The organism is Flavobacterium sp. B114r, assembly GCF_056824125.1.
In genome coordinates this window covers 5104954-5129213 of sequence record NZ_CP124858.1, presented here as the reverse complement: position 1 = coordinate 5129213, position 24260 = coordinate 5104954, and the positions used below count along the sequence as shown (strand labels likewise).

Here is a 24260-nt window from a genome sequence, read left to right as displayed (position 1 = left end):
TCTAAATAAATAAATTAATGCAAGTAAAAGAAACCAAAAAAAAATCATTTCTTTCAGGGTTAACGGGCCAAATTATAATTGCAATGGTTCTTGGGGCAACTTTAGGAATTATATTGCACAACTCGATTTCGGCCGAGGCAGCGCAATCATTTAGTGATAAAATAAAAATGCTTGCCACCATTTTTATCCGATTGGTACAAATGATTATTTCTCCTTTAGTATTTACAACTTTAGTTGTGGGGATTGCTAAACTTGGAGATTTAAAAACAGTAGGAAGAATTGGAGGAAAGGCTCTTGGATGGTTTTTCACAGCTTCTTTTATATCATTATTAATAGGATTGTTTTATGTAAATATCTTACAGCCGGGAGTTGGTCTGAAATTAGATCATGTAGATATGGCGGCTGCATCTGAGGTAACTGCTAAAACAAAAATATTGTCTTTTGAAAATTTTATTGAACACATTGTTCCTAAAAGTATTTTTGAGGCAATGGCGACTAATGAGATTTTGCAGATCGTTATATTCGCAATATTTTTTGGATTGGCTGCAGCTTCGTTAGGAAGTACTGTGAAGCCGGTTATTAATGCTTTTGATAAAATATCGCATATCGTTTTAAAAATGGTAAATTATGTGATGAACTTCGCTCCAATTGGAGTTTTTGGAGCAATTGCCGGAGTATTTGCAATACGGGATGCAGAAGAGTTATTGATTACCTATTTTAAATTTTTCGGATCGTTTTTAATTGGAATAAGTACGCTTTGGGTAGTTTTAATTCTGGTAGGTTATATTTTCCTGAAAGGAAGAATGACAGAGTTGTTACGCCGTATTGTTGGACCTGTAGCAATTGCTTTTGGAACAACGAGCAGTGAAGCTGTTTTTCCAAAATTAACAGAAGAATTAGAAGATTTTGGTGTAAAAAATAAAATTGTATCTTTTATGTTACCGCTGGGATATTCATTTAATCTTGACGGAAGTATGATGTACATGACCTTTGCAAGTATTTTTATTGCTCAGTTTTATGGTGTGCATTTAGATTTGGGAACTCAAATGGTTATGCTTCTGGTTTTAATGTTAACCAGTAAAGGAATTGCCGGAGTACCAAGAGCAAGTTTGGTAGTTGTAGCGGCTACTTGTGGAATGTTTAAAATTCCTGTAGAAGGAATTGCCCTGATTTTGCCAATAGATCACTTTTGTGATATGTTCAGGAGTGCTACAAACGTATTAGGGAATGCATTGGCAACTTCTGTTGTTGGGCAATGGGAAAATGATAATGATATGGATGACATTCCGGATGGACAGGATGTTATTTCAGATAATATATAAGATATTCGATGTTTTTTAAATAAAAACATATCGAAATATTAAGTAATAAGCAAGCAAATAAAGAAAAGCTGTATTTTTTAATGAAATACAGCTTTTTTTTATTTTTAAGTGTATATTTGATAAAATTAGCCGATTGATGCCCCAAATGCGGAATTTTTTATTGATGTTTTTACTCCTGAATTGTTTCGCCAATTCGGCAAGTGCGCAATCTGAAAGCATGTCAGATGAGAAAATCACAGCACTTGTAAAAAAAGCATGGAATGATTATAAGAAAGCCAATTTCGAAAAATCATTAATTACTTCCAGAGTAGCACTAAATTATGCTACAGCAGCCAAGAATAATTATTTAATAGCAAAATCATACAAAATTATTGCTGGTAATTACAGTGAATTATCAGAGTTTGATAAAGCAATTTTCTTCTATAATAAAGGTTTGTTTTATGCTAATAAAACAAACAACGATTCTATAAAATACAGTCTTTATAATAATTTAGGGAATATATATTGTTTCGAAAAAAAACAATTTGATAAAGGCATCAGTTACTATAAAAAATCAATTGCTTACGGTTTAAAAATTAATGACATGAGCCAGGTTTATTTTACAAATGTAAATATAGCCTGGGCCTATTTTGATATTGGTAAATACGAAGAAGGATATCCTTATTTGAAATTTGTAGGCAATAATATCCAAAAATACGGTGACAGATCTACTGGTATTGTAGTTAATATGCTTAACGGGATGTACATGAGTCATAAAAATGAAAATGTATCAGCAAATGATTTTTTTAAGAAAGCAATAAGGGCCGGAAAAAACAGTGAAGAGAAATCAGATCTGGCATTCGCTCATTTAGAATATTCGAAGTTTTTGAATAAAAACGAAAGGCACAAAGAAGCTTATGAAAACCTCGCTTTATATGATAAAATTACTGATGAATTGTACAATCAGGAAAAACTCAAGAAAGCTTCGAGTGCCGGTTTTAGTCTTGAACTGGATGAATATAAAAGACAGATAGATAAAATAGAAAATGAAAAAGATTCACAATACCAAAGTCTTAAAAAATCAAGAATAATAGTTGTTCTGTTTATTCTGATTTCCCTTATTCTTCTCTTTTTAATTATCACTTTAGTAAAAAATATAAAATTCAAGAAAAAACATAATTTAGAGCTCCTTCAGGCAAAAGAAATTGCAGAAGAAGCCTCTTTGCTCAAAACTCAGTTTATTTCGACTATAAGCCATGAATTGCGCACTCCTTTGTATGGTGTTGTTGGTATTACTAATATGTTGCTTGAAGAACATAAAGAATTATCCCGAAGCCAGCATTTGAGTTCCCTGAAATTTTCAGCGCGTTATTTATTGTCATTAGTAAATGATATTCTCCAGATTAATAAAATTGAAGAGAATAAAGTGGTATTGGAAAATTTGACATTTAATATTTCAGATGAAATTACAATGATCAAAAATTCTCTTTCTTTTTTATCTCAAAAAAATAATAATAAGATTTCAATCACTATAGATCCTGAGATTCCGGAATATTTAATTGGGGATAAGTTGCGGCTTGCACAAATTCTTATGAATTTAGTGAGTAATGCATTAAAGTTTACCAAAGATGGAGAAGTTGAGATTATTGTAAAGCTGCAGAAGGTAGAGGGAAAGATCTATTTTCTTGATTTTCTTATAAAAGATAATGGCGTTGGGATTGCAATTGTAGATCAGGGGAAAATTTTTGAGAAATTTGTTCAGGTTGGCAGAAATGACGAGGATTATCAGGGAACTGGTTTAGGCCTGAGTATTGTAAAAAGATTGTTAGGGCTTTTTGGCAGTACAATAAGTCTTGAAAGTAATGTTGGCGAAGGAACCTCGTTTTTGTTTGTTATTCCTTTTGAATATGATCCTCAGAGAACAAAAAATATTATTGATGAAATCGAAGTTGATTTAACATCACATGAAGTTTATAGAATTTTAATTGTAGAGGATAATCTCATAAATCAATTGGTAACAAAGAAGATCATCGAAAAAAATAATTATATCTGTAAAGTAGTTGACGATGGTTTTGGCGCTTTGGATATATTAGAAAAAGAAGATTTTGATCTTATTTTAATGGATATTAATATGCCTTTGATGAATGGTTTTGAAACTACTAAAAGAATTCGTTTAAAAGGGATAAGAACGCCTATTGTAGCTCTGACAGCTTTTGACAAGGATGAAATTACTGATGAAGCAATTTCGTCTGGAATCAATGATATTATTATTAAGCCATTTGAACCTATTAAATTGTTTAAAATTATAAGCTATTTAATAAATGAGGCGAAAAACGAGTTGAGTATAAACAAATAAACACGAATTTCATTCATTGCCACTAATTCTTTCGTTAAATTAATTTTTCAAACTAATTTTAACTATTAAACTTTGTGCTAATTTGTGAAATTCGTGTTCAGAACTATTTACAATAATAGTATGCTAATACTAATACCAGCGTTTTTTATTTTGCTTAGAAGCGTCTGACTTTCTGGATTTATGTGCTCCACTGCTTCGGTTTGAATTTTTAGGTTTCTCTGCCACTGCTTCAGGACTTCCTGCATGCCATTGATACGGATGATCAGTAATGGTTTTAACATCCACTTTTATAAGTTTTTGAATGTCTTTCCAATATCCGTGTTCATCTTTACTACAAAACGAAATTGCAATTCCTCCGTTTCCGGCACGTCCTGTACGTCCAATTCTGTGTACGTAAGTTTCAGGAATGTTTGGTAAGTCAAAATTGATTACAAATGGTAATTGATCAATGTCAATACCACGGGCAGCAATATCTGTAGCAACCAGAACACCAACTTCTTTATTTTTGAAAGCATCAAGAACACGTTGTCTTGCATTTTGAGATTTATCGCCGTGAATTGCTTCGGCTGCGATATTATTTTTTCTCAGTGCTTTTACAACATTATCGGCTCCGTGTTTTGTTCTTGAGAAAACCAAAACATTCGATAAATCTTCGTTTTTTATTAAATGGTATAATAAATTTCTCTTTTCTGTTTTTTCAACAAAATAAACACGCTGTTCAACGTTTTCTGCTGTTGATGAAACCGGAGAAACTTCGACTTTTGCAGGATCCTGCAAAAACATTTCGGCTAATTCGCGAATTGCAATTGGCATTGTTGCAGAAAACAATAAAGTCTGACGGTTTTTAGGTGTTAGTTTTACGATCTTTTTTACATCGTTTATAAAACCCATGTCCAGCATTTGATCTGCTTCGTCTAAAACTAAAGTGTGTAAATGATCTAAATCAAGAAAACCTTGTTTTTGTAAGTCTAATAATCTTCCTGGTGTTGCAACCAGAATATCAACTCCATTTTTTAACGCATCTACCTGTGGATTTTGCGAAACCCCACCAAAAATCGTCAATTGAGTCAGGTTAGTATATTTGGCATAAGTATCAAAACTTTGTCCAATCTGAACCGCTAATTCACGTGTTGGAGTAACTATAAGAGCACGAATTACTTTAGCTTTTTTTGTTGAGCCTACAATTCGGTGTAATTGATGTATGATTGGGATTGCAAATGCTGCAGTTTTTCCTGTACCGGTTTGTGCGCAACCAATTAAATCCCTTCCTGCCAAAACAATCGGGATAGATTGTTCCTGAATAGGAGTAGGGTTAAGGTAGCCTTCTTCAAATACGGCTTTTTGTATACTTTTTGAAAGTGATAAATCTTCGAATAACATATCTTAGGTATTAAGATTCTAGTTTTAAGTACTAAAATTCTGTGCAAAGATAGGTTTATTCGACCAATCGTTTATTTGAATCTTCTATTATTTGGAAAATATGAGGTTTTAAGCCGGTTGACCTTCATGGCAATTTTTCTTTTTCGTTGTTTGCTTTTATAAAGTCAGTGATTAAGTAACCAATCAATTTACCAATTAAATTATTGTTAGGAGAATCTGCCAAATCGGGTGCTCCTTCGCAAATATGCAAATAAGTCGCGTTTCTGTGTTGTCCGAAAAAGGAAATAAACTGGCGTAATTCTTCAACTGAAAATCCGCTGATTGTCATGGCGCTACTGGCAATATTGGGAATTGCATCCAGATCTATTTCTATACCAAAAGAATCTGTTTTGATAAATTCTAATGCTAAAGCCATTTCTCTGTTAAAGTCTTTTTCTTTGCGAATATTTACACTGTCGTAAGTATTGTATCGAACCCTGTCTTCCAGTTTTTTGATGATATCCAAAACACTTTTTGAAGTATAGTTTTCATGTAAGCCAAAAATGAAATATTTTTTTAAGAAACCTTCTTCATACGCATATGAAAACCCGTTTCCGCTATGACGGCCTTCAAGGATCCTAAAATCTGAATGGGCATCAAAATTAATAGCATTGATTGGTTTTCCTTTGGCCAGAGCAGAACCTTTTATATTTCCGTAAGCATTATTGTGACCTCCGCCAATGATGATCGGGATTTTTCCTGCTTTTACGATATTAAAAATAATATGCGAGACCTCCTTGTCGATTTTTTCAACAAGTTGGCTCAATTTTGAGCGATCGTCAATATCATTGAAATCAAGATTTTCGACATCACGCATTTCCTGGGTGACATTAATTTGTCCTAAAACAATAATCTGACTGCCTTTAGCAAAGCGATTGTGCTGGATGTTCGCAATACTTTTTATAGCGCTTTCCCATGCGGATGCTGCTCCGGGCCTTCCGTAATTGGCGCGCACACCAATATCTTCGGGGATTCCCAAAAGCACATATTTGGCTTCGCTTTCTTTCAGAAAATTAATTTTATCAACTCCTTTCGGAATGATAATCATCTTTTCTCCGAACTTTATTTCACCACTGCGATGATTTGTGACTTTTGCTAAATCATTAATAGTAAAAGGAATTAATTTCTCCATGAAAAAATTTTATTTTCCAAAAATAATATAATTGTAGTAACTTACGTTATAACCTTATATTAATTCTTAAATTTGTTTTAAAGAAAATTATTTTAAATATGGAAAACCCAAAGAACAACAACTCAAGTCTAAAAGCGGTAATCGCAGTTTTAGCAGTCCTACTGATTGGTAGCTTAGTGTATATTTTTAAATTATCGTCTGATTCAGATGTTACAAAAACTGAACTTACAACAACTCTAACAGAGAAAGAATCTGTTATGAAAGATCTGCAAGAGTTAAAAACAACTTATGATGCTGCAATCGCTGAAAATACTTCTATGTCTGATGAATTAATTCAGGAAAGAGATAAAGTAGTAGCTCTAATGGATGATTTGAATAAATCAAAAGGAGATGTATCTAAATTTAGATCTCAGGTTCAGGCAATGCAAGGTAAAATGAAAACTCTGGTTGCTGAAAATGATGAATTGAAAAAACAAAATGGTGTTTTAACAACTCAAAGAGATAGTACAATCGTAGTTTTAGGAGAATCTAAAAAGTACAATGAAGTATTAGTTGGTCAAAACGAAGAATTAGCAAAAACTGTTGAAAAAGGGGCTAAATTATCAATTTTGAACACAAAAACTTCTGCTTACAAACTTAGAAGTTCTGGAAAACAAATTGAAACTGATAAAGCAAGCCGTGCAGATATTTTGAAAATTAGTTTTACTGTTGCTGAAAACCAAATTGCAAAATCAGGTGATAAAACGTATTATGTACAAGTTATCGATGCTAAAAATAATGTTTTAGGAGATAAAAAAACAGAAAATTTTGGTGATAATACTTTAACTTATAGTTTTAAAACTACTGTTAAGTATGAAAACAAAACAGTGAATGTTAGTGAAGATTTACCAGGTAAAGATTTTGCTAAAGGAACTTATTTTATCAATGTTTTTGATAATGATGAATTAGTTTCTAAAACTAGTTTTAACTTAAGGTAAAAACTAGTATTTTAGAATAATAATACCACTAAAATATTAAAGGTCTGCGAAGTTTTCGCAGACCTTTTTTTATGGAATTAGATGATCTCTTTAATTGCTTTTAGAATCTGTTTGAAAAGTCTTTTACATTAAGATTTCGCCTTCAAGAAAAACGCTTTCGATGAGATTACTGCCAAAAGCATATGGAATCTGATAATAAGACGAAATAGGTTTCGTAAGGATTAAATTGGCTTTTTTTCCTTTAGTGATGCTTCCGTGGGTTTCAGAGATTCCCATAGCATAAGCGCCATTTATTGTTGCAGCATTAATGGCTTCTTCAGGAGTCATTTTCATTTTGATACAAGCTGTTGCCACTACAAAATTCATATTTCCGGACGGAGTAGAACCTGGATTAAAATCTGTAGCCAAAGCAATTGGTAAGCCTGCTTTTATCATTTCTCTGGCTGGCGTGTACGGAATACTTAAAAAATAAGAACATGATGGTAATGCTACAGGCATTGTTTCTGTGTTTTTTAAAGCGTTGATATCTTCTCGTGTCATAATTTCGAGATGATCGACAGAAAGGGCTTTAAATTTAATTCCGGCCTGTATTCCTCCAATAGAATTAAACTGATTTACATGGATTTTTGGTTCTAAGCCGAATTTAATTCCGGCTTCCATTATTTTTTCAGTTTCTTCAACAGAAAAATAACCAGTCTCGCAAAACACATCAATGTAATCTGCTAATTTGTTTTGAGCAATTTCCGGCAGCATTTTAGTGATGATTTCTTCGATATAACCTGCTTTATTGTCTTTGTAATGAAGCGGAAAAGCATGAGCGCCTAAAAAGGTAGCTTTTATTGAAATTGGGTAATTTTTAGATAATTTTTTAATAACACGCAGCATTTTTAGTTCGCCTTCAATTGTTAAGCCGTAACCGGACTTTATTTCGACAGCTCCGGTTCCTAAATGCATGACTTCTTCTAAGCGTAGTCTTGATTGCTCATAAATTTCTTCCTCAGAAGTTTCGTTGAGTTTCTTGGCTGAATTTAAAATTCCGCCGCCGCGATTAGCAATTTCTTCATAAGAGAATCCGTTGATTCTGTCTACAAATTCCTGTTCGCGATTTCCTGCATATACAATATGTGTATGACTGTCGCACCATGAAGGCAAAACAATTCTTCCTGTTGCATCAATAACTTTGTCAGCTTTGATTTCCGGAAGATTTCCCATAGAACCAAAATCTATGATAAGATTGTCTTTTATAATTAAAAATGCATTTTTTATAGAAGGAAGAACTGCCATTTCGGCCCCTGAAACTTTAGGGACAGAAGTTTCACGAACCTGAAGTAATTCTTTTATGTTTTTGATGAGAGTAATCATTATATGAATTTAGTTGTATTAGAGAAAAGACTTTTTTGATATTTAGCTATTAGATTAAAACACAAATTTCACAAATTATCACGAGCTAATCCGTGAAATCTGTGAAATTCGTGTTTAATATTGGAATTTGAAATTAAAAAAAATTGAATATTTCCTTTTAACTTTTATTCTGAAACTGTTATTTCGAACATTTTACTCCAGTTTTTTCCTGTTACAAAGATTGTTTTTGTTTTAGGATTGTAAGCAATACCGTTTAAAACATCATCTTTGGTTACATCCGGCATCAATTTGCGTAAACCTGACATGTCCAGAATTCCTTCAACCGCTCCGGATGTTGGATTTACAACTGCAATCGCATCTTTAAACCAAACATTGGTGTAAATCTTTCCGTTAATCCATTCTAATTCATTGATTGCTTTAATTTTTGACGTTCCTGAGTATACATTGATATAATCTACCATTTTTTGAGTTGCCGGATCCATTTTCCAGATTTTCTCTGTTTTATCAGTCTGATAGATGTATTTTCCATCATTTGTCATTCCCCAGCCTTCAATGTCTTTATCGTAAGCAAATGTTTTTTCTAATTTTAATGTGTTTGCATCATAAATGAAACCGGTTTTGTTTTGCCACGTCAACTGAAACAATTTTCCGTTGATAAAAGTAATTCCTTCACCAAAATATTTTTTGTCAAGATCAATTTGTTTGTAGATTTTTCCTGTTTTATAATCGTATTTTCTTAAGTAAGAAGCGCCTTCTTGTCCTGTGCTTTCATACAAAGTATCCTTATAGAACTCTAAACCTTCAGTAAAAGATTTTTTATCGTGAGGGTAAGTATTGACTATTTTATATTTTAAAGGTTTAGCTTCAATATTAGAAACTAATTCGATTCTTTTGGTTGCATCAGAAGAAGCAGATCCAAAATAAACTGAAGCTTTTAAGTATTGATATCCTAATTTTTGATCTTTTAATGCGAAATTAAATTTTTGAGCACCTTTTGTGCTTCCCACTTTTTTGTCGTTGACAAAGTATGCAATGCTGTCGATTTCTTTCGAATTTGGGTTCAAAATTCCAATAGAAATTGATTCTTGTTGTGTAAAATGAGCCGGAAAAGCAGAATCATCAATATTAAATAAAGAATTTTCAGCTTTATTTTTATCTCCACATCCAATTAATGTGATTCCTAATAAAATGACAGTTAGGAAGTTATATTTTTTCATAGTTAAAAATTTGAATAAGCCAATATACGACGATATTTTTATAGCAACAAAGGTCTTGCAAAAATATAAAAAGATTGTATATTTGCACCGGCAAGTCCTACACGACCAGCTCCTGCAGACTCCCCCAGGATGGGAACATAGCAAGGGTACGTGGTTGAGCGGTGCGATGTAGGTCGCTTGCCATTTTTTTTTATTCCCGATCTTTCGGGATTTTTTTTTATAATTAATTGAAAAGTAGTCTTCCTTATGGAGGATTTTTTTATTTTTGGATGTTTTGAATTTGAAGTGTTATTAGTGAAATGTGAGAAGATAGAGCTCTAATTTCTATATTTTTGTTGTATTTCAGTCTTAGCCCGAGGTTTTAACCCTGGGAAAATGTTTATAAACAAATTAGTTCTAAGATTATAATGTATTATTCGTTTACGCCTGAAATTCTTTAATTAATGAAAGAAAAATTTTCGAAACTATTTTTTGTCTTTTTATTTTTTGGATTGATTTATCTTGTTGTTAAAGGAAAAAATTATAAAAAAGAAATCAGAGAATATCCTGGTGAGACTATTTGTAGATATACTTTATGTAGGCCAACAGGAAAAACTAGTGATGCGTATGTAAAATATTATGTAAATGATAAATTATACCGAAATAGAGCAGGTGCTTGTCCTGATAGTTCTACATTTAAATTAAATAAATATTTCGTAGTACAATATTCAACAATAGATCCTGATAAGATTAGTGTTGATTTTTCTAAAGAAGTAAAGGATTCAACAATGATAAAAGAATTAGAATCAAAACTTGAATTTAAATATTGGCTTGATCATTAATAAGGCCGTAGTTTATCGTTTAAAAAAATAGTCATTGTTTTGTATATTTGACCGCAATAAAAAAAAACATTAATTTTTTACCTAATAACATTTAACATCTAACTTGCAATGAGCAAAGTCGTTTTAATAACCGGAGGATCTTCTGGGATTGGAAAATCAATTGGAGAATTTTTACATAAAAAAGGTTTCATAGTATACGGAACAAGCAGAAATCCTGAGAAAGTACTCAATTCAATTTTCCCGTTGGTTGCTTTGGATGTTCGCAATGCCGAATCGATAAAGTTGGCCGTAAATAAAATTATTGCAAATTCAGGTCGATTAGATGTGGTGATTAATAATGCAGGTGTTGGAATTACCGGACCTTTGGAAGAAATTCCGATGGAAGAAATTAAAAATAATTTCGAGACTAATTTTTTTGGACCTATTGAAGTAATGAAGGCTGTTTTGCCACAAATGCGTGAGCAGAAATCTGGTTTGATTATTAATATTACTTCGATTGCTGCTTATATGGGATTGCCATATCGCAGTGTTTACTCTGCATCAAAAGGAGCTTTGGAATTGATTACAGAAGCTTTGCGTATGGAAGTAAAGTCATTTGGAATCGAAATTACGAATGTGGCGCCTGGAGATTTTGCAACAAATATTGCATCAGGACGTTATCACGCGCCGGTTGTAAAAGGTTCTGCCTACGAAAAAGTATATGGAGAAACGCTTGCAACAATGAATGAGCATGTCGATGCGGGAAGTAATCCTACTGAAATGGCTGAATTTATTTATAAGATCATGCAGCAAAAAAAGCCAAACGTGCATTATAAAGTGGGGGCTTTCATGCAAAAGTTTTCGATTGTCTTAAAACGTGCTCTTCCTGATAAAGTATATGAAAAGATGTTAATGAATCATTATAAATTGTAACAATACAATCTGAGAGCAAAATTCGAATCTATTCTACTGGAATAAAGATCTCGAATTTTGCTCCTTGATTCAGGATCCCTTCAGCCTTGATAAATCCGTTGTGATTTTCTACAATTCGTTTTACTATTGTGAGCCCAATTCCGGTACTTTTCAGGGGTTTTGTGTGTAGAGCCTGGAAAAGTCCAAATATTTTATCGCTGTACGACGGATCAAATCCAATACCGTTGTCTGCAATGGTTATTTTATAATATTTGGTAAGCGGTGAAAGTTTTTCTAATTCACCGTTTGTAATTTTTGCTGATACCGTGATGATTAAATTGCGGTCCGGACTTGCAAATTTTAATGAATTATTGATTAGGTTATAAAGTAATTGCCTGAATTGAAATTCTATTACAGAGAGTTTTCCTAATTCTTGTATATCAAAAGTTACATTTTTATTTTCAAACTCATTTGTAAGATCTTCAATAACATCTTTAGCGATAACATTTAAGTCTTTTAGTTCGAACTTTCTATCATCAAATTTTGTTTTAGAATAAATCAAAAGATCATTGATTAAATTTTGCATCCTAAAAGCTGAAGACTTGATTTTGTGAAATGCTGCTTTCCCTTTTTCTGATAAATTACAGGCTTCTTCGCGCTCAATTGTATCTGTAAATAGCTGAATTTTTCTTAGAGGCTCTTGTAAATCGTGACTTGAAATGTAGTTGAAAGCTTCGAGCTCGCTGTTCATTTTTTCTAATGAAATATTCTTTTGGATTAGCTTTTTCTCAATGCCTTTTTTTTCATCGACTGTTTTTTCAAGAAGATGTGTTTTTTCTTTTAGAATCAGTTTGTTTTCTGCTGACTGTTCTACTGCCGTAAGGTGAAACGAAATAAGCTCAGCGAATAAATTGAACATTTCGCTAATTTTGAATTCTTTTAAGCTGTTTGGTTTTGGGTCAATTGCACATAATGTTCCAAAAAAGCTTCCATCCTGACGTATTATTGGTACAGAAATATAGCTTTGCAATTTGTACATTGCGGGAGTATGGTGATCGTGATAATCAGGATCTTTGCTTACATTATCGATTATTACAGGTTTAGGATTTTGTCTGATTTCGTTACAAATCGTTGTTTTTATTTTTAATTCGTCTCCTGGTTTAAACCAAAATTAACATTGTCCTGTACGCTGCAAGTAATCCATCGATCCTCTGTTACTCTTGCTACTGCTGCAAAACCCATTCCGGTAGTTTGGCAAATAACATTAAGTAGATTAGGAACAATTGTAATGTTCTCGATATTAATTATATCTTGTTTGAAGTTATCTTCTAGCACTTTTTTATTGGGAATTTTATTGTTTAAAAGTACAAAAAATAAAATTAGTTTCATCTTATAGAAATAATGTGGTTGAATCTTGATATTTAGAATTTTTCTTTAGTTTTTTATTTTATGGAAATTATAAATTGTAATTTTGCACGGAATTTTGCGTGAGAGATAGAGGCGGTATCCTTTTGTGAAGTGAAACGGAACAAAAGATAAAGGCGAAAGCCCGATTCGCCGCGGCGAACACGCCCAAAAGAGGAACACAATTAAATAGATATAATTATGAAATTTTTTATTGACACAGCTAATTTAGCTCAGATTAAAGAAGCACAGGCTTTAGGTGTTTTAGATGGTGTAACAACTAACCCGTCATTGATGGCAAAAGAAGGAATTACCGGAAAAAACAACATTTTAAAGCACTATGTTGATATTTGCAATCTTGTTGAAGGAGATGTTAGTGCTGAAGTTAATGCGCTTGATTATGATGGAATGATCAAAGAAGGTGAAGAATTGGCTGAATTGCATGATCAGATCGTAGTTAAATTGCCTATGACTAAAGAAGGTGTAATGGCTGCAAAATATTTCTCTGATAAAGGAATTAAGACAAACGTTACATTAGTATTTTCTGCTGGTCAGGCTTTATTGGCTGCAAAAGCAGGAGCTACTTATGTTTCTCCTTTTATTGGTCGTTTAGATGATATATCAACTGATGGTTTGAATTTGATCGAAGAAATTAGATTGATTTATGATAACTATGGTTATGAAACTCAAATTTTAGCTGCTTCTGTGCGTCATACAATGCATATTGTAAATTGTGCTAAAATTGGTGCTGATGTTATGACGGGACCTCTTTCTGCAATTTACGGGTTGTTGAAACACCCATTAACTGATATTGGATTGGCTCAATTTGTAGCTGATTTCGAAAAAGGAAATAAGTAATACTCAGGTATTTAAAATTTAAAAATCGTCATCTTTTAAATAAGGTGACGATTTTTTTTTACATTTATATGTCTCAAAAAGAAATGTATATGAAAAAAAGTATTTTGATTTTCGTGTTTTTGATTGGAAATATGATGGCTAATGCTCAGGTTGCTAAAATTGTAAAACAGGTTAATGAAGCAGGTGATGTGGCCAGTTTTGAACTGGATTGTTCTGTGCAATTTCAAACGCTGGCAAAAGGTTTGCGGTATAACATTACACGCCATGAGTTTAAAGGGCCTGAATTGAAAAATTCATATCGATTATTATTGGTCATGGATGGGTTTTACTCTAATACACTGAATAAGACGATGACAATTTCAGCAGTTTTAAATGACGGAACTATTATCGAGGCGAAAAAAATTATCGAAGATGATGGTTTTTTCGATGGTGCCTGCACTTTGAAAATAAAAGACCCAAAAGCTCTTTTAGAAGCTAATATAGACAAAGTGATAGTGCATGCTGATAAAGATGTTGTTTATACGTTGTCGGCGCAAAATAAAGCAGTTTTCAAGAAGAATCTGGAAAATGTTATAAATGCTAAGTAGAGGTTCAAAGATACAAAGGTATAAAGGTTCAAAGGTTTTGATTTGACGTATAGGAACCCTACAGGTTTTAAAAACCGGTAGGGTTTAGGAAAAGATAAAGTTGCAAATAAAAAAATCCCAAATTCCAATCGATAAAATTGGAATTTGGGATTTTTTTTGTTTTTATGATTTGGCTTAGTGACCTCCGCCTTCGCTTTGAATGTTATGATCAATTCCTTGTCTTTTTAAGATTTTTGGGCAATAGAAACCGTAAAATCCTAAATAAGCAAATCCAAGAAGTGGAATAACATAAGAGAAATGTGTCCATGTGATTCCGAAGATTCCTCCTGGACTGGTAAGATCAAAGTCGCAAATACTACCTTGAATCAAAGGAATAACTCCTCCTCCAAGAATCATCATAATTAAAAATGAAGATGCTTTTCCTGTATTTTTACCTAAACCTGCAATCGCTAAATCGAAGATCGACGGCCACATAATAGATAAGAATAAACCTCCGGAGATAAAGAAGAATTTAGCAATTGAAGGATCTGGCCAAACCAATCCTGCAACCATCATTAATAATCCTGATATTCCGAAAAGCATTAACGTTTTTCCGGCATTTTTACCACCTACAAAACTTACGGCGATAAACAATAAAATCCAAAGTGGATAAATATAGAATGCAGAAACATCGTGAGCAGCAAAAATGTTGGCGCCAATAATAACTCCAAAAGCTACTGCCGGTACAATGAATTTTAATGCTGTGTTTACTAAGTTAGAAGTGTTGAAAACGTTTGCACCACCATTCCAACGGCCTATCATTAAGCTTCCCCAATAAAGTGCAATAAATGGCGCTATGGCATCTTCTAAAACATTACCAAATTCAGCGGTATGCAATAAAGCGGGTAAGTTACTGATAATTGTAACTTCAGTTCCAACGTAAATGAAGATTCCTAACATTCCCAGGTATAGTTGAGGGTAGTCAGATATTTTGAATTTTTCGTGAGCTACCTTCACTACTTCTTCCTCTTCTTTTGCAGGATCTTCGATTTTAGAGAAGTTCATGAAAATGGCAACTGCGATAAAAGCAAGTCCAAGGATAATAAAAGGTAGTTTGATATCTTCTAATGAAAGTGATGTGTTTTTGTTATCTCCCATTCCAAACAAAGCAATTCCTAATAAAATAGCTCCAATTGTTGTTCCAAAAGAATTAATACCTCCTGCTAAAGTCAAACGGTGAGCTCCTGTTTGAGGGCTTCCCATTTTAATTGCAAGTGGATTCGCTACAATTTGCTGGATTGAAAATCCTAAACCTACAGTAAATAAAGCTGTTAAGAAGAATGGAAAGCTTTCCATTGTTGCGGCAGGAATAAATAAGAATGATCCAACTGCTGAAAGAAGTAAACCAGCAGAAAGGGTTTTTTTGTATCCAAATTTTTGTAAAACATCTACTTTTGTAGATACTAAAAAGAAAATCACAGACCCTACGAAGTATGCGGCGTAAAATGCCCAGGCTACTAATTGTGATTGTACTTGAGATAAAGTAAAAACTTTTTTGAATACCGGAATCAGGATATCATTGGCAGAACCAACAAAACCCCAAAAGAAGAAAACAATTATCAACGAGATAAACTGTCCCCATTTGGTTTGAACATTTTCTGAACTCATAATTTAAGAGGTTAATTTTTTATTTTATTGTTTTTTGAAGACCGTAAATATATTTGTTAAGTATATCAAAAAAAAATAAAAAGGCACAAATAATGTTAAATTTAAACGAACGACGTCATTTTTTCAACAAAGTGTTAATTTTTACCGACTTAGAAAATGAATTTAAAAGTTAAAGTTTATTCAAGAATTTTATTTTTTACCTCTTTACTGTAATTTCTGCCAATAGGAATGGTGTAAGATTGTATCTGAATACGGTTTCCTTCGATAGATTTTACCTTATTTAGTGCAATTACATACGATTTATGAATGCGTAAAAAGCGATCTGCAGGTAATTCTTCAGACAAAGATGTCAATGATTTATGGGTAATGTAAGTTTTATCAGGCGTGACAACTTTTATATATTCCTTCATGCCCTCAACAAATAGGATTTCTTCAATGTTAATTTTCATCATTTTTTTATCGACTTTGATAAAAATATGAGAATCGCCTTTTGTGGTTTCAACCTTGATATTGTTTTTTACATTGTATTCAGTAGTGATTTTATTGATACATTTTATAAAACGCGGTAATGGAATTGGTTTTACTAAATAATCCAGAACATCAAGATCATAGCTTTCTGCTGCAAACTCCCTGAAGGCAGTGGTAATAATGACTTTTGTTTTGTTTTCTATTAAGCTAATAAGTTCAAAACCTGTCATCATAGGCATATTAATGTCCAGAAACACGGCATCCACAGCAGTACTGTTTATAAAATCAAGCGCTTCTAAAGAATTATTGAATGTACCAATTACCTCAAAATCTGTAAAATTTGTAAAATAATTTTGCAGGACTTTGATCGCTAATGGCTCATCATCAATCAACACGCATTTAATCTTCATTATTAATAGGTATTTGCAAACGGATTATATAGTAGTTTAATTTAGTGGTATTTTTTAAACTGAAATCGTTTTTGTAAATTAATTTTAATCTTTTTTTTGTATTTACTAAGCCAATTCCGCCTTTGGTATTTAAATTTTGTGAATTTACAAAATTATTTAAGATTTCAAAATCCAATATTTTATTATCGATAATCTTACAATTGATTTTAATTTTTAAGTTATTGTTGTTTATACTCCCGTGTTTAAAGGCATTTTCGACCAATGAAATGAATATGAGAGGAGGTACTATAATGTCATCGATATTAGATTCTAAGTTTACCGTAACTTCTACATTATCAAAGCGTAACTTCTCAATTTCGATATAATTTTGAATATAATCAATTTCTTTAATTAATGGAACAAATTTGGTTCCTTTTACATCATATAAAACATATTCCATCAAATTTGATAGTTTTATAATTACATCCGGAACCTTATCAGAAGATTCTAATGATAATGCATAGAGATTGTTTAAGGTGTTGAAAAAGAAATGCGGCTGGATTTGATTTTCAAGGTATTTTAGTTTGATTTTAAACTGATTTTCTCTCAAAGATCTGTTTCTTTCTCTCTCTCTTAACCACGTTAGTGTAAGGTAAACGGATGATGCCATGGCAAGAACGTACAATTCGCCAATGCAAACGGCAACAATATGGTTAATTTCGAAAGGATGATATTCTCTATTGGCTTCCGGCCAGATGTTTTCTGATATAATATAATAGGTAAGAGCTGTTTTTAGTAAATAGATGCAAAATAAACTTATGATCAGCGAAATTGTATATGTAATATATTTCTGCTTTAATACATAACGTGGTACTAAAACAAAAAGATTAAAATAGACAAGTGGGATATGCAAAGAGAACTCAATCAGGTTTGATTTGAAGGAGTAAGGATAATCATTAAAGTAAGCTCCCCATCGTAAAAAGTTAAGAGTGAAATAGCTGCCCCAAAACCAAACGTGGTTTTTAAGCTTAATGTCAAATTTTAATTTTTGGATTTCAGTCAACTTTACTTTTGCAATTTGTTATTAGGTATTCTTTTACTTATAAATATTGTGCAACTTTAAACAATTACTGGGTAAAACGCAATTCTTTTAAATAAAATTTTATAAAAAAAGGTAAAATTTATATTATCTATTTGGGATATCGTTTTCGTAAAACGTATTATTGATTGTTTTGTGTCGTTGGTTTAAGGTTTTGTGCTGTTTGTTTAAAATGTTTTATTTATGTTAATTTTAACAATAGATTTATCGCTTAACCAACAAAACCATGTTAAAATGAAACAAATTATGTTAATCTTTATGTTTGTGTTTACTGCGCAGGTCACGCTTGCCCAAGTAAAAACAATCAAAGGTTTAGTGAGCGATCAAAACGGATTGCCGCTGCCAGGAGTAAGTATTGTAATTCAAGGAGGGAAAACAACCGCCCAATCTGATTATGACGGAAAATATACGATACAAGCATCTGCAGGAGATGTTCTTGTGTTTTCGTATATCGGTATTAAAACCAAGACTGCCACTGTAGGCGAATCAACTACAGTAAATGTTGTATTGGCAGAAGATACACAAAACCTAAATGAAGTTGTAGTGACTGCGTTAGGTATTAAGAGACAGAAGAAAGAACTGGGTTATGCGGTTCAGGATATTAAAGGAGATCAGCTTAATAAAGTGATTACAACAAATGTAGCATCGTCGCTTTCAGGTAAAATTGCCGGAGTTGATGTTTCGATGCCTTCGACAGGAGTAGGAGGGAGTGCCAGAGTTATTATTAGAGGTATTTCTAGTATAGGCGAGAGTAACCAGCCGCTTTATATTGTAGATGGAGTGCCAATTGATAACTCAGGTTTGAATAATGACAATGCCGCAGCCAGTAAATGGTTTGACGGAAGAGATAACGGTGACGGTCTTTCGAGCATTAACCCGAATGATATTGAGAGTCTGACTGTATTAAAAGGTGCAGCTGCATCAGCTTTGTACGGTTCGAGAGCTTTAAACGGGGTAATACTAATTACGACTAAAAAAGGAAGCAAAGGAAAATTGCAAGTAGAACTGACCAGCGGTGTTAGTTTTGATCGTGTAAATGCAAAGTATGATGATTTTCAAGATGAATATGGTACTGGAGGCCGCGGAATTTTGCCGGATCCTTTAAAGGCACCTAGTGAAATTTACGGATATACGACTAGTGCATGGGGACCTAAATTTTCTAATCATGTAGGAGAACAGGTAAAAATATTTGATGGTTCTATGCGTCCTTATGCTAAAGTGGATAATAATATTCAGGATTTTTTCAGAACCGGTGTTACAACAACAAACGGAATTGCACTTTCTGGAGGAAGTGAAAACGCATTTCTTCGTTTTGGATTTAATAACATGAAAAATGATGACGTTATTCCAAATTCAGGATTAGAAAGAAATAATGCGACTTTAAACGCTACTTTAAAATCAGAGAAATTTACTTTAGATGCTAATGTAAATTACATGATGGAAACAACAAATAATCGACCTGGCTTAGGTGATTCTCCTAACAATGTTGGTTATTCCTTAAGTGGTCTGGCACCAAATATTGATCAGGCGTGGTTGAAAAATTATGGAAACCCGCAGACTGCAGAAATCTATAAGTGGAATAACAATATTTATCAATTGAATCCTTATTTAACGGTAGATGCGAATCACAATTCCTCTAAGAAAAATCGTTTTACAGGGAATGTTGCAGGAACCTATCAACTTGAAAAATGGGTTGGACTGACTTTTAGAACCGGTTTGGATACTTATGTTTTTGATTCTAAAGATTTCATGGTTCCGGGCAATACATGGCCAGGAAGAGATACTGGTTATCTTGGATTAAATGATATTACGGTTTCTGAAATGAATACTGATATCATCGCCAGCTTTAATGCAATCAAATTAGCTACTGATTTGACTTTTTCAGGAATTTTAGGAGCAACAAGAAGGGATTTCAGGAGATCAGAAAATTCTAGTCAGGGAACCAATATTATTCAGCCGGGAACAGAATATATTAGTAATTTTTCAACTCAGACAATAAATGCACCAATAGAAACAAGAACAAGAACAAATTCAGTTTACGGTTCTGCAAAGTTGGATTACAAAGGTTATTTATATGCTGAGTTTACAGGAAGAAATGACTGGTTCAGTGTTATTAATAAAGATGCTTTTTATCCGGGAGCCTCATTAGGTTTCGTATTCTCAGATGCATTTAATATTAAGAGTGATGCTTTTTCTTATGGAAAATTAAGAGCTTCATGGGCAAAAGTTTCTAATGCTCCGGGAGCTTATAAAAATTCATTAAACTACACAACTTACTCTTCTTATGACGGACAGAGTGTGGTAAATGTTAAGAATACATCGGCTCCAAATGCGAACTTGACTTTTCAGACAAAAAAAGGAATTGAGTTTGGTTTAGAAACGGCTTTCTTTAAAAACAGATTAAAAGCAGATATTACGGTATATCGTGAGGATACATCTGATCAGACACTTGATTTAGCCTCTTCTGCAACATCAGGATATGAATTTCTTTCAGTAAATGCGGGAGAATTACGTAACGAAGGTATTGAGATATTTTTATCAGGTACTCCAATTAAAACTAAGAATTTTGAATGGGGAATTGATTTGAATTTTTCTAAGAATAAAAACTCAATTCTTTCTTTGCATCCGGATATCAGTACTTATACTATTTCTGAGGCGCGTTGGGCTAATGCCGCAATTGTAGCACAGGTTGGCGGACAATTTGGAACCATTATTGGGAAAGATTTTCAAAGAACAGCTTCGGGAGAAATGATTGTAGGGGCAAATGGTATGCCTGTTTACACAGATAATAAGGTTGCTTTAGGAAAAGGACTTCCGGATTGGGCTGCTGGTTTAACCAATAGATTTTCTTATAAAGGAATCACGCTTCAGTTTTTATTGGATATGAAATTTGGTATGGATGTGTATTCTATGACAAACTCTGTTGCTGCAGCAAGAGGATTATTAGATATTACTACAGAAGGAAGAGATGCTTATATTGCTGCAAGAACGCAAGCTGCCGCGACTGATCCTAATTTCGATATCACTAAATGGGTTCCTACGGGTGGTTATGTAGCAAATGGAGTGGTAAATACAGGAACGGCTGATAATCCTGTTTATGTAAAAAACACAAAACCTGTAGATCCTCAGGATTATTGGAGAGATGTTACAGATAATACGCCTGCACCTTTTATTTATGATGCTTCTTTTGTGAAATTAAGAGAGGTAAGTTTAGGGTATACCATACCTAAAAGTGTTTTTGGCGGAGCAAAAATAAATTCTATCTATCTTTCTGTATTTGCAAGAAATCTATTGACATTCAGTAAAGATTTACCAAACATAGATCCGGAGTCGATGTATACTTCAGGAAATGGACAAGGTTTTGAATATGGTTCATTACCATCAAGGAAATCGTATGGCTTTAATATTAAAATTACATTCTAAAAAAGTAAATTATGAAAATCAAATATATAATAGCCATACTTGCAGTATTTACGGTAGTTGGCTGTACAGAAAACTTTGACGAACTGGAAAAAGATCCTGTGGCATTATCTGCAAATCCGGCAGGTCAGCTTACATTTACCCAATTGTGTATGTCCGGAGACGGATACTATCAGCACAGAACTAATTTAATATATGCAGGAGGTTTTGTGCAGCATTACTCTGGTTCCTGGGGGGTTACAAACTACGGTGGCAAATTTAATAATTCAGAGGAATATGCAGTGGCTTTATGGAGAAACGTATATGCTCATGAAATGAAAAGTGTTGTTGATATTCTTGATGTAACGAGTAAAGATCCTTTGGCTGTAAATATGAATGCTGTTGCTAAAATTATGAAAGTGATGGTTGCACAGCGTTTGACAGATATTTATGGTGATGTACCTTATTCAGAAGCAGGTTTAGCTTTTTCTAAAGGAATTGTAACACCCAAATATGATAAACAAGAAGATATCTATGCTTCTTTTTTTAAAGAATTAGATGAAGCTTTTAATCAGTTAAATACTGGGAAAGATCTAATAAAAGGAGATCTGTTTTATAAAGGAGATGTTTCAAAATGGAAAAAATTAGCCAACACGATGCGTTTGCGTGCGGCAATGAGAATTTCTGAAGTAAACCCTGCTGAAGCAGAAAAACAAGCGAAAGCAGCACTTCAGAATGGAGTTTTTGAAAGTAATGATGACAACTGTATTATGCATCATTTAGATTTTCCTTTTAGTGATGATCCTGCCAGATTGGATTACAGAGGAAACGGATTGTCTTATGGTTTTATAGGAAATGATCAGGGAGATCATTTTAGTTCACTGCTAATAGACTATCTAAAAAATAACGGAGATCCAAGATTGACTATGATCGCTACTCCCAAAACAAGTAGTAGTGTCGTTCCCTGGGCACCTATACAGCCGGGCGAAACATTATATGAAGGTGTTAAACCTGGAGTATTTAGATGGGAGCTTGCCGGAGGATCAAATTCAGCCTCTGGTATACAGTCTTATTTAAAATTAAGAACAACTCCTTTTTTGCATGTAAGTTATTCAGAGACAGAATTATTATTGGCAGAAGCAGCTTATAGAGGCTGGGTTTCAGGTTCTGCAGCAGATTATTATAAAAAAGGGGTTGAGGCAGGTGTGAAGCAATTAGAGATTTATGGTGCGGCTCCTGCAAGTCAGGCAAGTATCGATGCTTATGTAAATGCCAAGCCATTAGTGGCAGGAACAGAAAAAGAACAAATTGGAACACAAATTTGGATCACCTATTTATTCAATAGTATCGAAGCATACTCTAACTGGAGAAGAACAGGATATCCTCATTTAGTGCCTATAACAAATTCAGATTCCGGAACAGGCGGGGTTGTGCCAACACGTTTATACTATCCAAGTGATGAATTGCAAAAAAACGAAAAAAATTATCAGGAAGCTGTAGCAAGATTAGGAGGGAAAAATGACTGGTTAGGTAAAGTTTGGTGGGATGTAAACTAAAAATAAAATCTCAAATATAAAGTTATGCCTAATAAGGTGTTATTTTCATTCTAATTAAGATTAAAAACAACAAGTTTAAATTAAAAATTATGATAAGAAATAAAGCCTTACTAGGCATCCTTTTTTTTCTAAGTTCTCTTTTTTCAGCGTACAGCTGTTCAGCTGAAAAACAATCTGATCCTGAAAATTCAAAAACTAAAACGGCAAGAGTCGTAGGTTATTTATCTTCAGGGAATTTCGATAAAATGAATTCTATACAGTTTTGCAAATTGACGCATCTTAATATCGCATTCGCAAATCCGGATAAAAATGGAAATTTAATTTTTAACGGAGATCTTGATCCGCTTATTAAATATGTCAAATCAGTTAATCCTAATATTATAATAAGTATTTCGCTTGCCGGTGGAGTGATATCAGAAGAGCAAGCATCAAATTGGTCTTTTTTGATAGACAAACCGGAAAACAGGCCGGGTCTAATTCAGAACATAATAAGTTTTGTAGAGTTGCACGATCTGAATGGGGTAGATGTAGATCTGGAATGGAACGCTGTGACCTCAGGATATAGTGGTTTTATTATTGAATTAAAAAAGAGCCTTACAGAACATAAAAAAATATTAACGGCAGCTTTGCCTAATAATACCCGTTTCGAAAATATAAATTCGGAAGTATTAAATGCGTTCGATTTTATTAATGTAATGGCTTATGACAGCACAGGGCCATGGACTCCTAATAATCCCGGACAGCATAGTTCTTTTGATTTTGCAAAAGAAGGAATTGATTTTTGGCACAAACTTCAAAATGTTCCAATTGATAAAATTACTCTGGGTGTGCCTTTTTACGGTTATAATTTTACTTATCCTGATGCTACAAGTTCTACATATGCTCAAATTATAGAAGCAGGAACTCAATTTGCAGATCAGGACGAATTAGGTAAGATATATTATAATGGCAGACCTACAATTGCCAAAAAAGTAATATTGGCTTCTGAAAATACGGGTGGTATTATGATTTGGGAATTAGCTCAGGATTCTTTCAATGAATATTCTTTACTGGATCTTATTCATAAAACATTTACAACTTTAAAAGTAAAAACAACAGCTTTATGTGGAAATTAAAATGAATATCGTTTAAATTGAAAATACAATACTTTGTTAAAGTAGTAAGATTAGGAGTATTGTTTTTTTGCATATAATTAAAAAAACAGCCTCTTTAATTTTAAATTCACATATAAACATCACATTATTAGGTTTTTATTGTAAATGTGAATTTTTTAGTAAATAAGTAAATTCTATGAATAAAATTTTGATAAATGTGATAAAAAAGATAGATAAAGTAATTTGAAAACGTTTTCGTGAAACGTATTATTGATTGTTTTAT

General features: G+C 33.0%; 19 protein-coding genes and 1 other RNA gene. 11 read left to right on the top strand and 9 right to left on the bottom strand.

Features of this window, described 5'->3' with window-relative positions; genetic code table 11:
- The first annotated feature begins 17 nt into the window (after positions 1-17).
- Together QLQ94_RS21370 and QLQ94_RS21365 are read left to right on the top strand one after the other, a co-directional pair.
- On the top strand, positions 18-1322 hold the full coding sequence (locus QLQ94_RS21370; protein WP_271336034.1) for a dicarboxylate/amino acid:cation symporter: 1305 nt from the start codon (positions 18-20) through the stop codon (positions 1320-1322).
- A gap of 136 nt (positions 1323-1458) precedes the next feature.
- Positions 1459-3657: a response regulator gene (locus tag QLQ94_RS21365; protein ID WP_271336035.1), complete on the top strand. Its 2199-nt coding sequence runs from the start codon at positions 1459-1461 to the stop codon at positions 3655-3657.
- A gap of 129 nt (positions 3658-3786) precedes the next feature.
- On the opposite strand, the gene QLQ94_RS21360 is transcribed toward QLQ94_RS21365, so the two are convergent.
- Together QLQ94_RS21360 and QLQ94_RS21355 are read right to left on the bottom strand one after the other, a co-directional pair.
- Entirely contained in the window at positions 3787-5037 is a 1251-nt protein-coding gene (locus QLQ94_RS21360; protein WP_271336036.1) for a DEAD/DEAH box helicase, read from the bottom strand.
- Between the two features lie 124 nt (positions 5038-5161).
- A complete protein-coding gene (locus QLQ94_RS21355) occupies positions 5162-6208 on the bottom strand; it encodes a formimidoylglutamase (RefSeq protein WP_271336037.1) in 1047 nt (348 codons plus the stop codon).
- 98 nt (positions 6209-6306) lie between these two features.
- Here QLQ94_RS21355 and QLQ94_RS21350 point away from each other — a divergent pair, with 98 nt between their 5' ends.
- Positions 6307-7185 carry a hypothetical protein gene (locus tag QLQ94_RS21350; RefSeq protein ID WP_271336038.1) on the top strand — a complete coding sequence of 293 codons (879 nt, stop codon included), beginning with the start codon at positions 6307-6309 and terminating at the stop codon, positions 7183-7185.
- A 123-nt stretch (positions 7186-7308) separates the two neighbouring features.
- On the opposite strand, the gene hutI is transcribed toward QLQ94_RS21350, so the two are convergent.
- Both hutI and QLQ94_RS21340 read right to left on the bottom strand, forming a co-directional pair.
- Positions 7309-8547 carry an imidazolonepropionase gene (hutI, locus tag QLQ94_RS21345; RefSeq protein WP_271336039.1) on the bottom strand — a complete coding sequence of 413 codons (1239 nt, stop codon included), beginning with the start codon at positions 8545-8547 and terminating at the stop codon, positions 7309-7311.
- A 164-nt stretch (positions 8548-8711) separates the two neighbouring features.
- Positions 8712-9764, bottom strand: a complete 1053-nt coding sequence (locus QLQ94_RS21340; protein WP_271336040.1) for a glutaminyl-peptide cyclotransferase — start codon at positions 9762-9764, stop codon at positions 8712-8714.
- A gap of 88 nt (positions 9765-9852) precedes the next feature.
- On the opposite strand from QLQ94_RS21340, the gene ffs reads away from it, so the two are divergent.
- The 3 genes from ffs to QLQ94_RS21325 all read left to right on the top strand — a co-directional run bounded on the left by ffs (position 9853) and on the right by QLQ94_RS21325 (position 11497).
- An RNA gene (ffs, locus tag QLQ94_RS21335) (signal recognition particle sRNA small type) lies at positions 9853-9950 on the top strand.
- A 257-nt stretch (positions 9951-10207) separates the two neighbouring features.
- A complete protein-coding gene (locus tag QLQ94_RS21330) occupies positions 10208-10585 on the top strand; it encodes a hypothetical protein (RefSeq protein WP_271336041.1) in 378 nt (125 codons plus the stop codon).
- Between the two features lie 108 nt (positions 10586-10693).
- Positions 10694-11497 carry an SDR family oxidoreductase gene (locus QLQ94_RS21325; protein WP_482498474.1) on the top strand — a complete coding sequence of 268 codons (804 nt, stop codon included), beginning with the start codon at positions 10694-10696 and terminating at the stop codon, positions 11495-11497.
- Between the two features lie 28 nt (positions 11498-11525).
- Here QLQ94_RS21325 and QLQ94_RS21320 read toward each other — a convergent pair whose 3' ends face one another.
- Both QLQ94_RS21320 and QLQ94_RS21315 read right to left on the bottom strand, forming a co-directional pair.
- Entirely contained in the window at positions 11526-12617 is a 1092-nt protein-coding gene (locus tag QLQ94_RS21320) for a GAF domain-containing sensor histidine kinase (protein WP_427402746.1), read from the bottom strand.
- A 2-nt stretch (positions 12618-12619) separates the two neighbouring features.
- On the bottom strand, positions 12620-12865 hold the full coding sequence (locus QLQ94_RS21315; protein ID WP_427402731.1) for a hypothetical protein: 246 nt from the start codon (positions 12863-12865) through the stop codon (positions 12620-12622).
- 216 nt (positions 12866-13081) lie between these two features.
- Here QLQ94_RS21315 and fsa point away from each other — a divergent pair, with 216 nt between their 5' ends.
- A complete protein-coding gene (fsa, locus tag QLQ94_RS21310; RefSeq protein WP_192187922.1) occupies positions 13082-13738 on the top strand; it encodes a fructose-6-phosphate aldolase in 657 nt (218 codons plus the stop codon).
- Between the two features lie 89 nt (positions 13739-13827).
- Positions 13828-14325 carry a hypothetical protein gene (locus QLQ94_RS21305; protein ID WP_482498472.1) on the top strand — a complete coding sequence of 166 codons (498 nt, stop codon included), beginning with the start codon at positions 13828-13830 and terminating at the stop codon, positions 14323-14325.
- A 174-nt stretch (positions 14326-14499) separates the two neighbouring features.
- Here QLQ94_RS21305 and QLQ94_RS21300 read toward each other — a convergent pair whose 3' ends face one another.
- The 3 genes from QLQ94_RS21300 to QLQ94_RS21290 all read right to left on the bottom strand — a co-directional run bounded on the left by QLQ94_RS21300 (position 14500) and on the right by QLQ94_RS21290 (position 17892).
- Positions 14500-15972 (bottom strand): MFS transporter, encoded by a 1473-nt coding sequence (locus QLQ94_RS21300; protein ID WP_271336045.1) that lies wholly within the window; start codon positions 15970-15972, stop codon positions 14500-14502.
- Between the two features lie 176 nt (positions 15973-16148).
- Positions 16149-16850: a LytR/AlgR family response regulator transcription factor gene (locus QLQ94_RS21295; RefSeq protein ID WP_271336046.1), complete on the bottom strand. Its 702-nt coding sequence runs from the start codon at positions 16848-16850 to the stop codon at positions 16149-16151.
- Complete coding sequence (locus tag QLQ94_RS21290; protein ID WP_271336047.1) at positions 16840-17892, bottom strand: sensor histidine kinase; 1053 nt, start codon at positions 17890-17892, stop codon at positions 16840-16842. Before QLQ94_RS21290 ends, QLQ94_RS21295 begins: the two co-directional genes overlap by 11 nt.
- A 270-nt stretch (positions 17893-18162) precedes the next feature.
- Between QLQ94_RS21290 and QLQ94_RS21285 the strand changes: the two genes are divergently transcribed.
- The 3 genes from QLQ94_RS21285 to QLQ94_RS21275 all read left to right on the top strand — a co-directional run bounded on the left by QLQ94_RS21285 (position 18163) and on the right by QLQ94_RS21275 (position 23998).
- Positions 18163-21351 carry a SusC/RagA family TonB-linked outer membrane protein gene (locus QLQ94_RS21285; protein ID WP_482498469.1) on the top strand — a complete coding sequence of 1063 codons (3189 nt, stop codon included), beginning with the start codon at positions 18163-18165 and terminating at the stop codon, positions 21349-21351.
- An 11-nt stretch (positions 21352-21362) separates the two neighbouring features.
- Positions 21363-22883, top strand: coding sequence for a SusD/RagB family nutrient-binding outer membrane lipoprotein (locus tag QLQ94_RS21280; RefSeq protein WP_271336049.1), 1521 nt, complete (start codon positions 21363-21365; stop codon positions 22881-22883).
- Between the two features lie 89 nt (positions 22884-22972).
- Positions 22973-23998: a glycosyl hydrolase family 18 protein gene (locus QLQ94_RS21275; protein WP_482498468.1), complete on the top strand. Its 1026-nt coding sequence runs from the start codon at positions 22973-22975 to the stop codon at positions 23996-23998.
- Positions 23999-24260: the final 262 nt, after the last annotated feature.

Bases quoted from the DNA above. Each gene is read 5' to 3' on its own strand.
- fsa (WP_192187922.1), top strand. From the start codon at position 13,082: ATGAAATTTTTTATTGACACAGCTAATTTAGCTCAGATTAAAGAAGCA.
- QLQ94_RS21285 (WP_482498469.1), top strand. From the start codon at position 18,163: ATGAAACAAATTATGTTAATCTTTATGTTTGTGTTTACTGCGCAGGTC.
- hutI (WP_271336039.1), bottom strand. From the start codon at position 8,547: ATGATTACTCTCATCAAAAACATAAAAGAATTACTTCAGGTTCGTGAA.
- QLQ94_RS21280 (WP_271336049.1), top strand. From the start codon at position 21,363: ATGAAAATCAAATATATAATAGCCATACTTGCAGTATTTACGGTAGTT.
- QLQ94_RS21340 (WP_271336040.1), bottom strand. From the start codon at position 9,764: ATGAAAAAATATAACTTCCTAACTGTCATTTTATTAGGAATCACATTA.
- QLQ94_RS21355 (WP_271336037.1), bottom strand. From the start codon at position 6,208: ATGGAGAAATTAATTCCTTTTACTATTAATGATTTAGCAAAAGTCACA.
- QLQ94_RS21370 (WP_271336034.1), top strand. From the start codon at position 18: ATGCAAGTAAAAGAAACCAAAAAAAAATCATTTCTTTCAGGGTTAACG.
- QLQ94_RS21295 (WP_271336046.1), bottom strand. From the start codon at position 16,850: ATGAAGATTAAATGCGTGTTGATTGATGATGAGCCATTAGCGATCAAA.
- QLQ94_RS21275 (WP_482498468.1), top strand. From the start codon at position 22,973: ATGATAAGAAATAAAGCCTTACTAGGCATCCTTTTTTTTCTAAGTTCT.
- QLQ94_RS21300 (WP_271336045.1), bottom strand. From the start codon at position 15,972: ATGAGTTCAGAAAATGTTCAAACCAAATGGGGACAGTTTATCTCGTTG.
- QLQ94_RS21360 (WP_271336036.1), bottom strand. From the start codon at position 5,037: ATGTTATTCGAAGATTTATCACTTTCAAAAAGTATACAAAAAGCCGTA.
- QLQ94_RS21305 (WP_482498472.1), top strand. From the start codon at position 13,828: ATGAAAAAAAGTATTTTGATTTTCGTGTTTTTGATTGGAAATATGATG.
- QLQ94_RS21350 (WP_271336038.1), top strand. From the start codon at position 6,307: ATGGAAAACCCAAAGAACAACAACTCAAGTCTAAAAGCGGTAATCGCA.
- QLQ94_RS21330 (WP_271336041.1), top strand. From the start codon at position 10,208: ATGAAAGAAAAATTTTCGAAACTATTTTTTGTCTTTTTATTTTTTGGA.
- QLQ94_RS21315 (WP_427402731.1), bottom strand. From the start codon at position 12,865: ATGAAACTAATTTTATTTTTTGTACTTTTAAACAATAAAATTCCCAAT.
- QLQ94_RS21325 (WP_482498474.1), top strand. From the start codon at position 10,694: ATGAGCAAAGTCGTTTTAATAACCGGAGGATCTTCTGGGATTGGAAAA.
- QLQ94_RS21365 (WP_271336035.1), top strand. From the start codon at position 1,459: ATGCCCCAAATGCGGAATTTTTTATTGATGTTTTTACTCCTGAATTGT.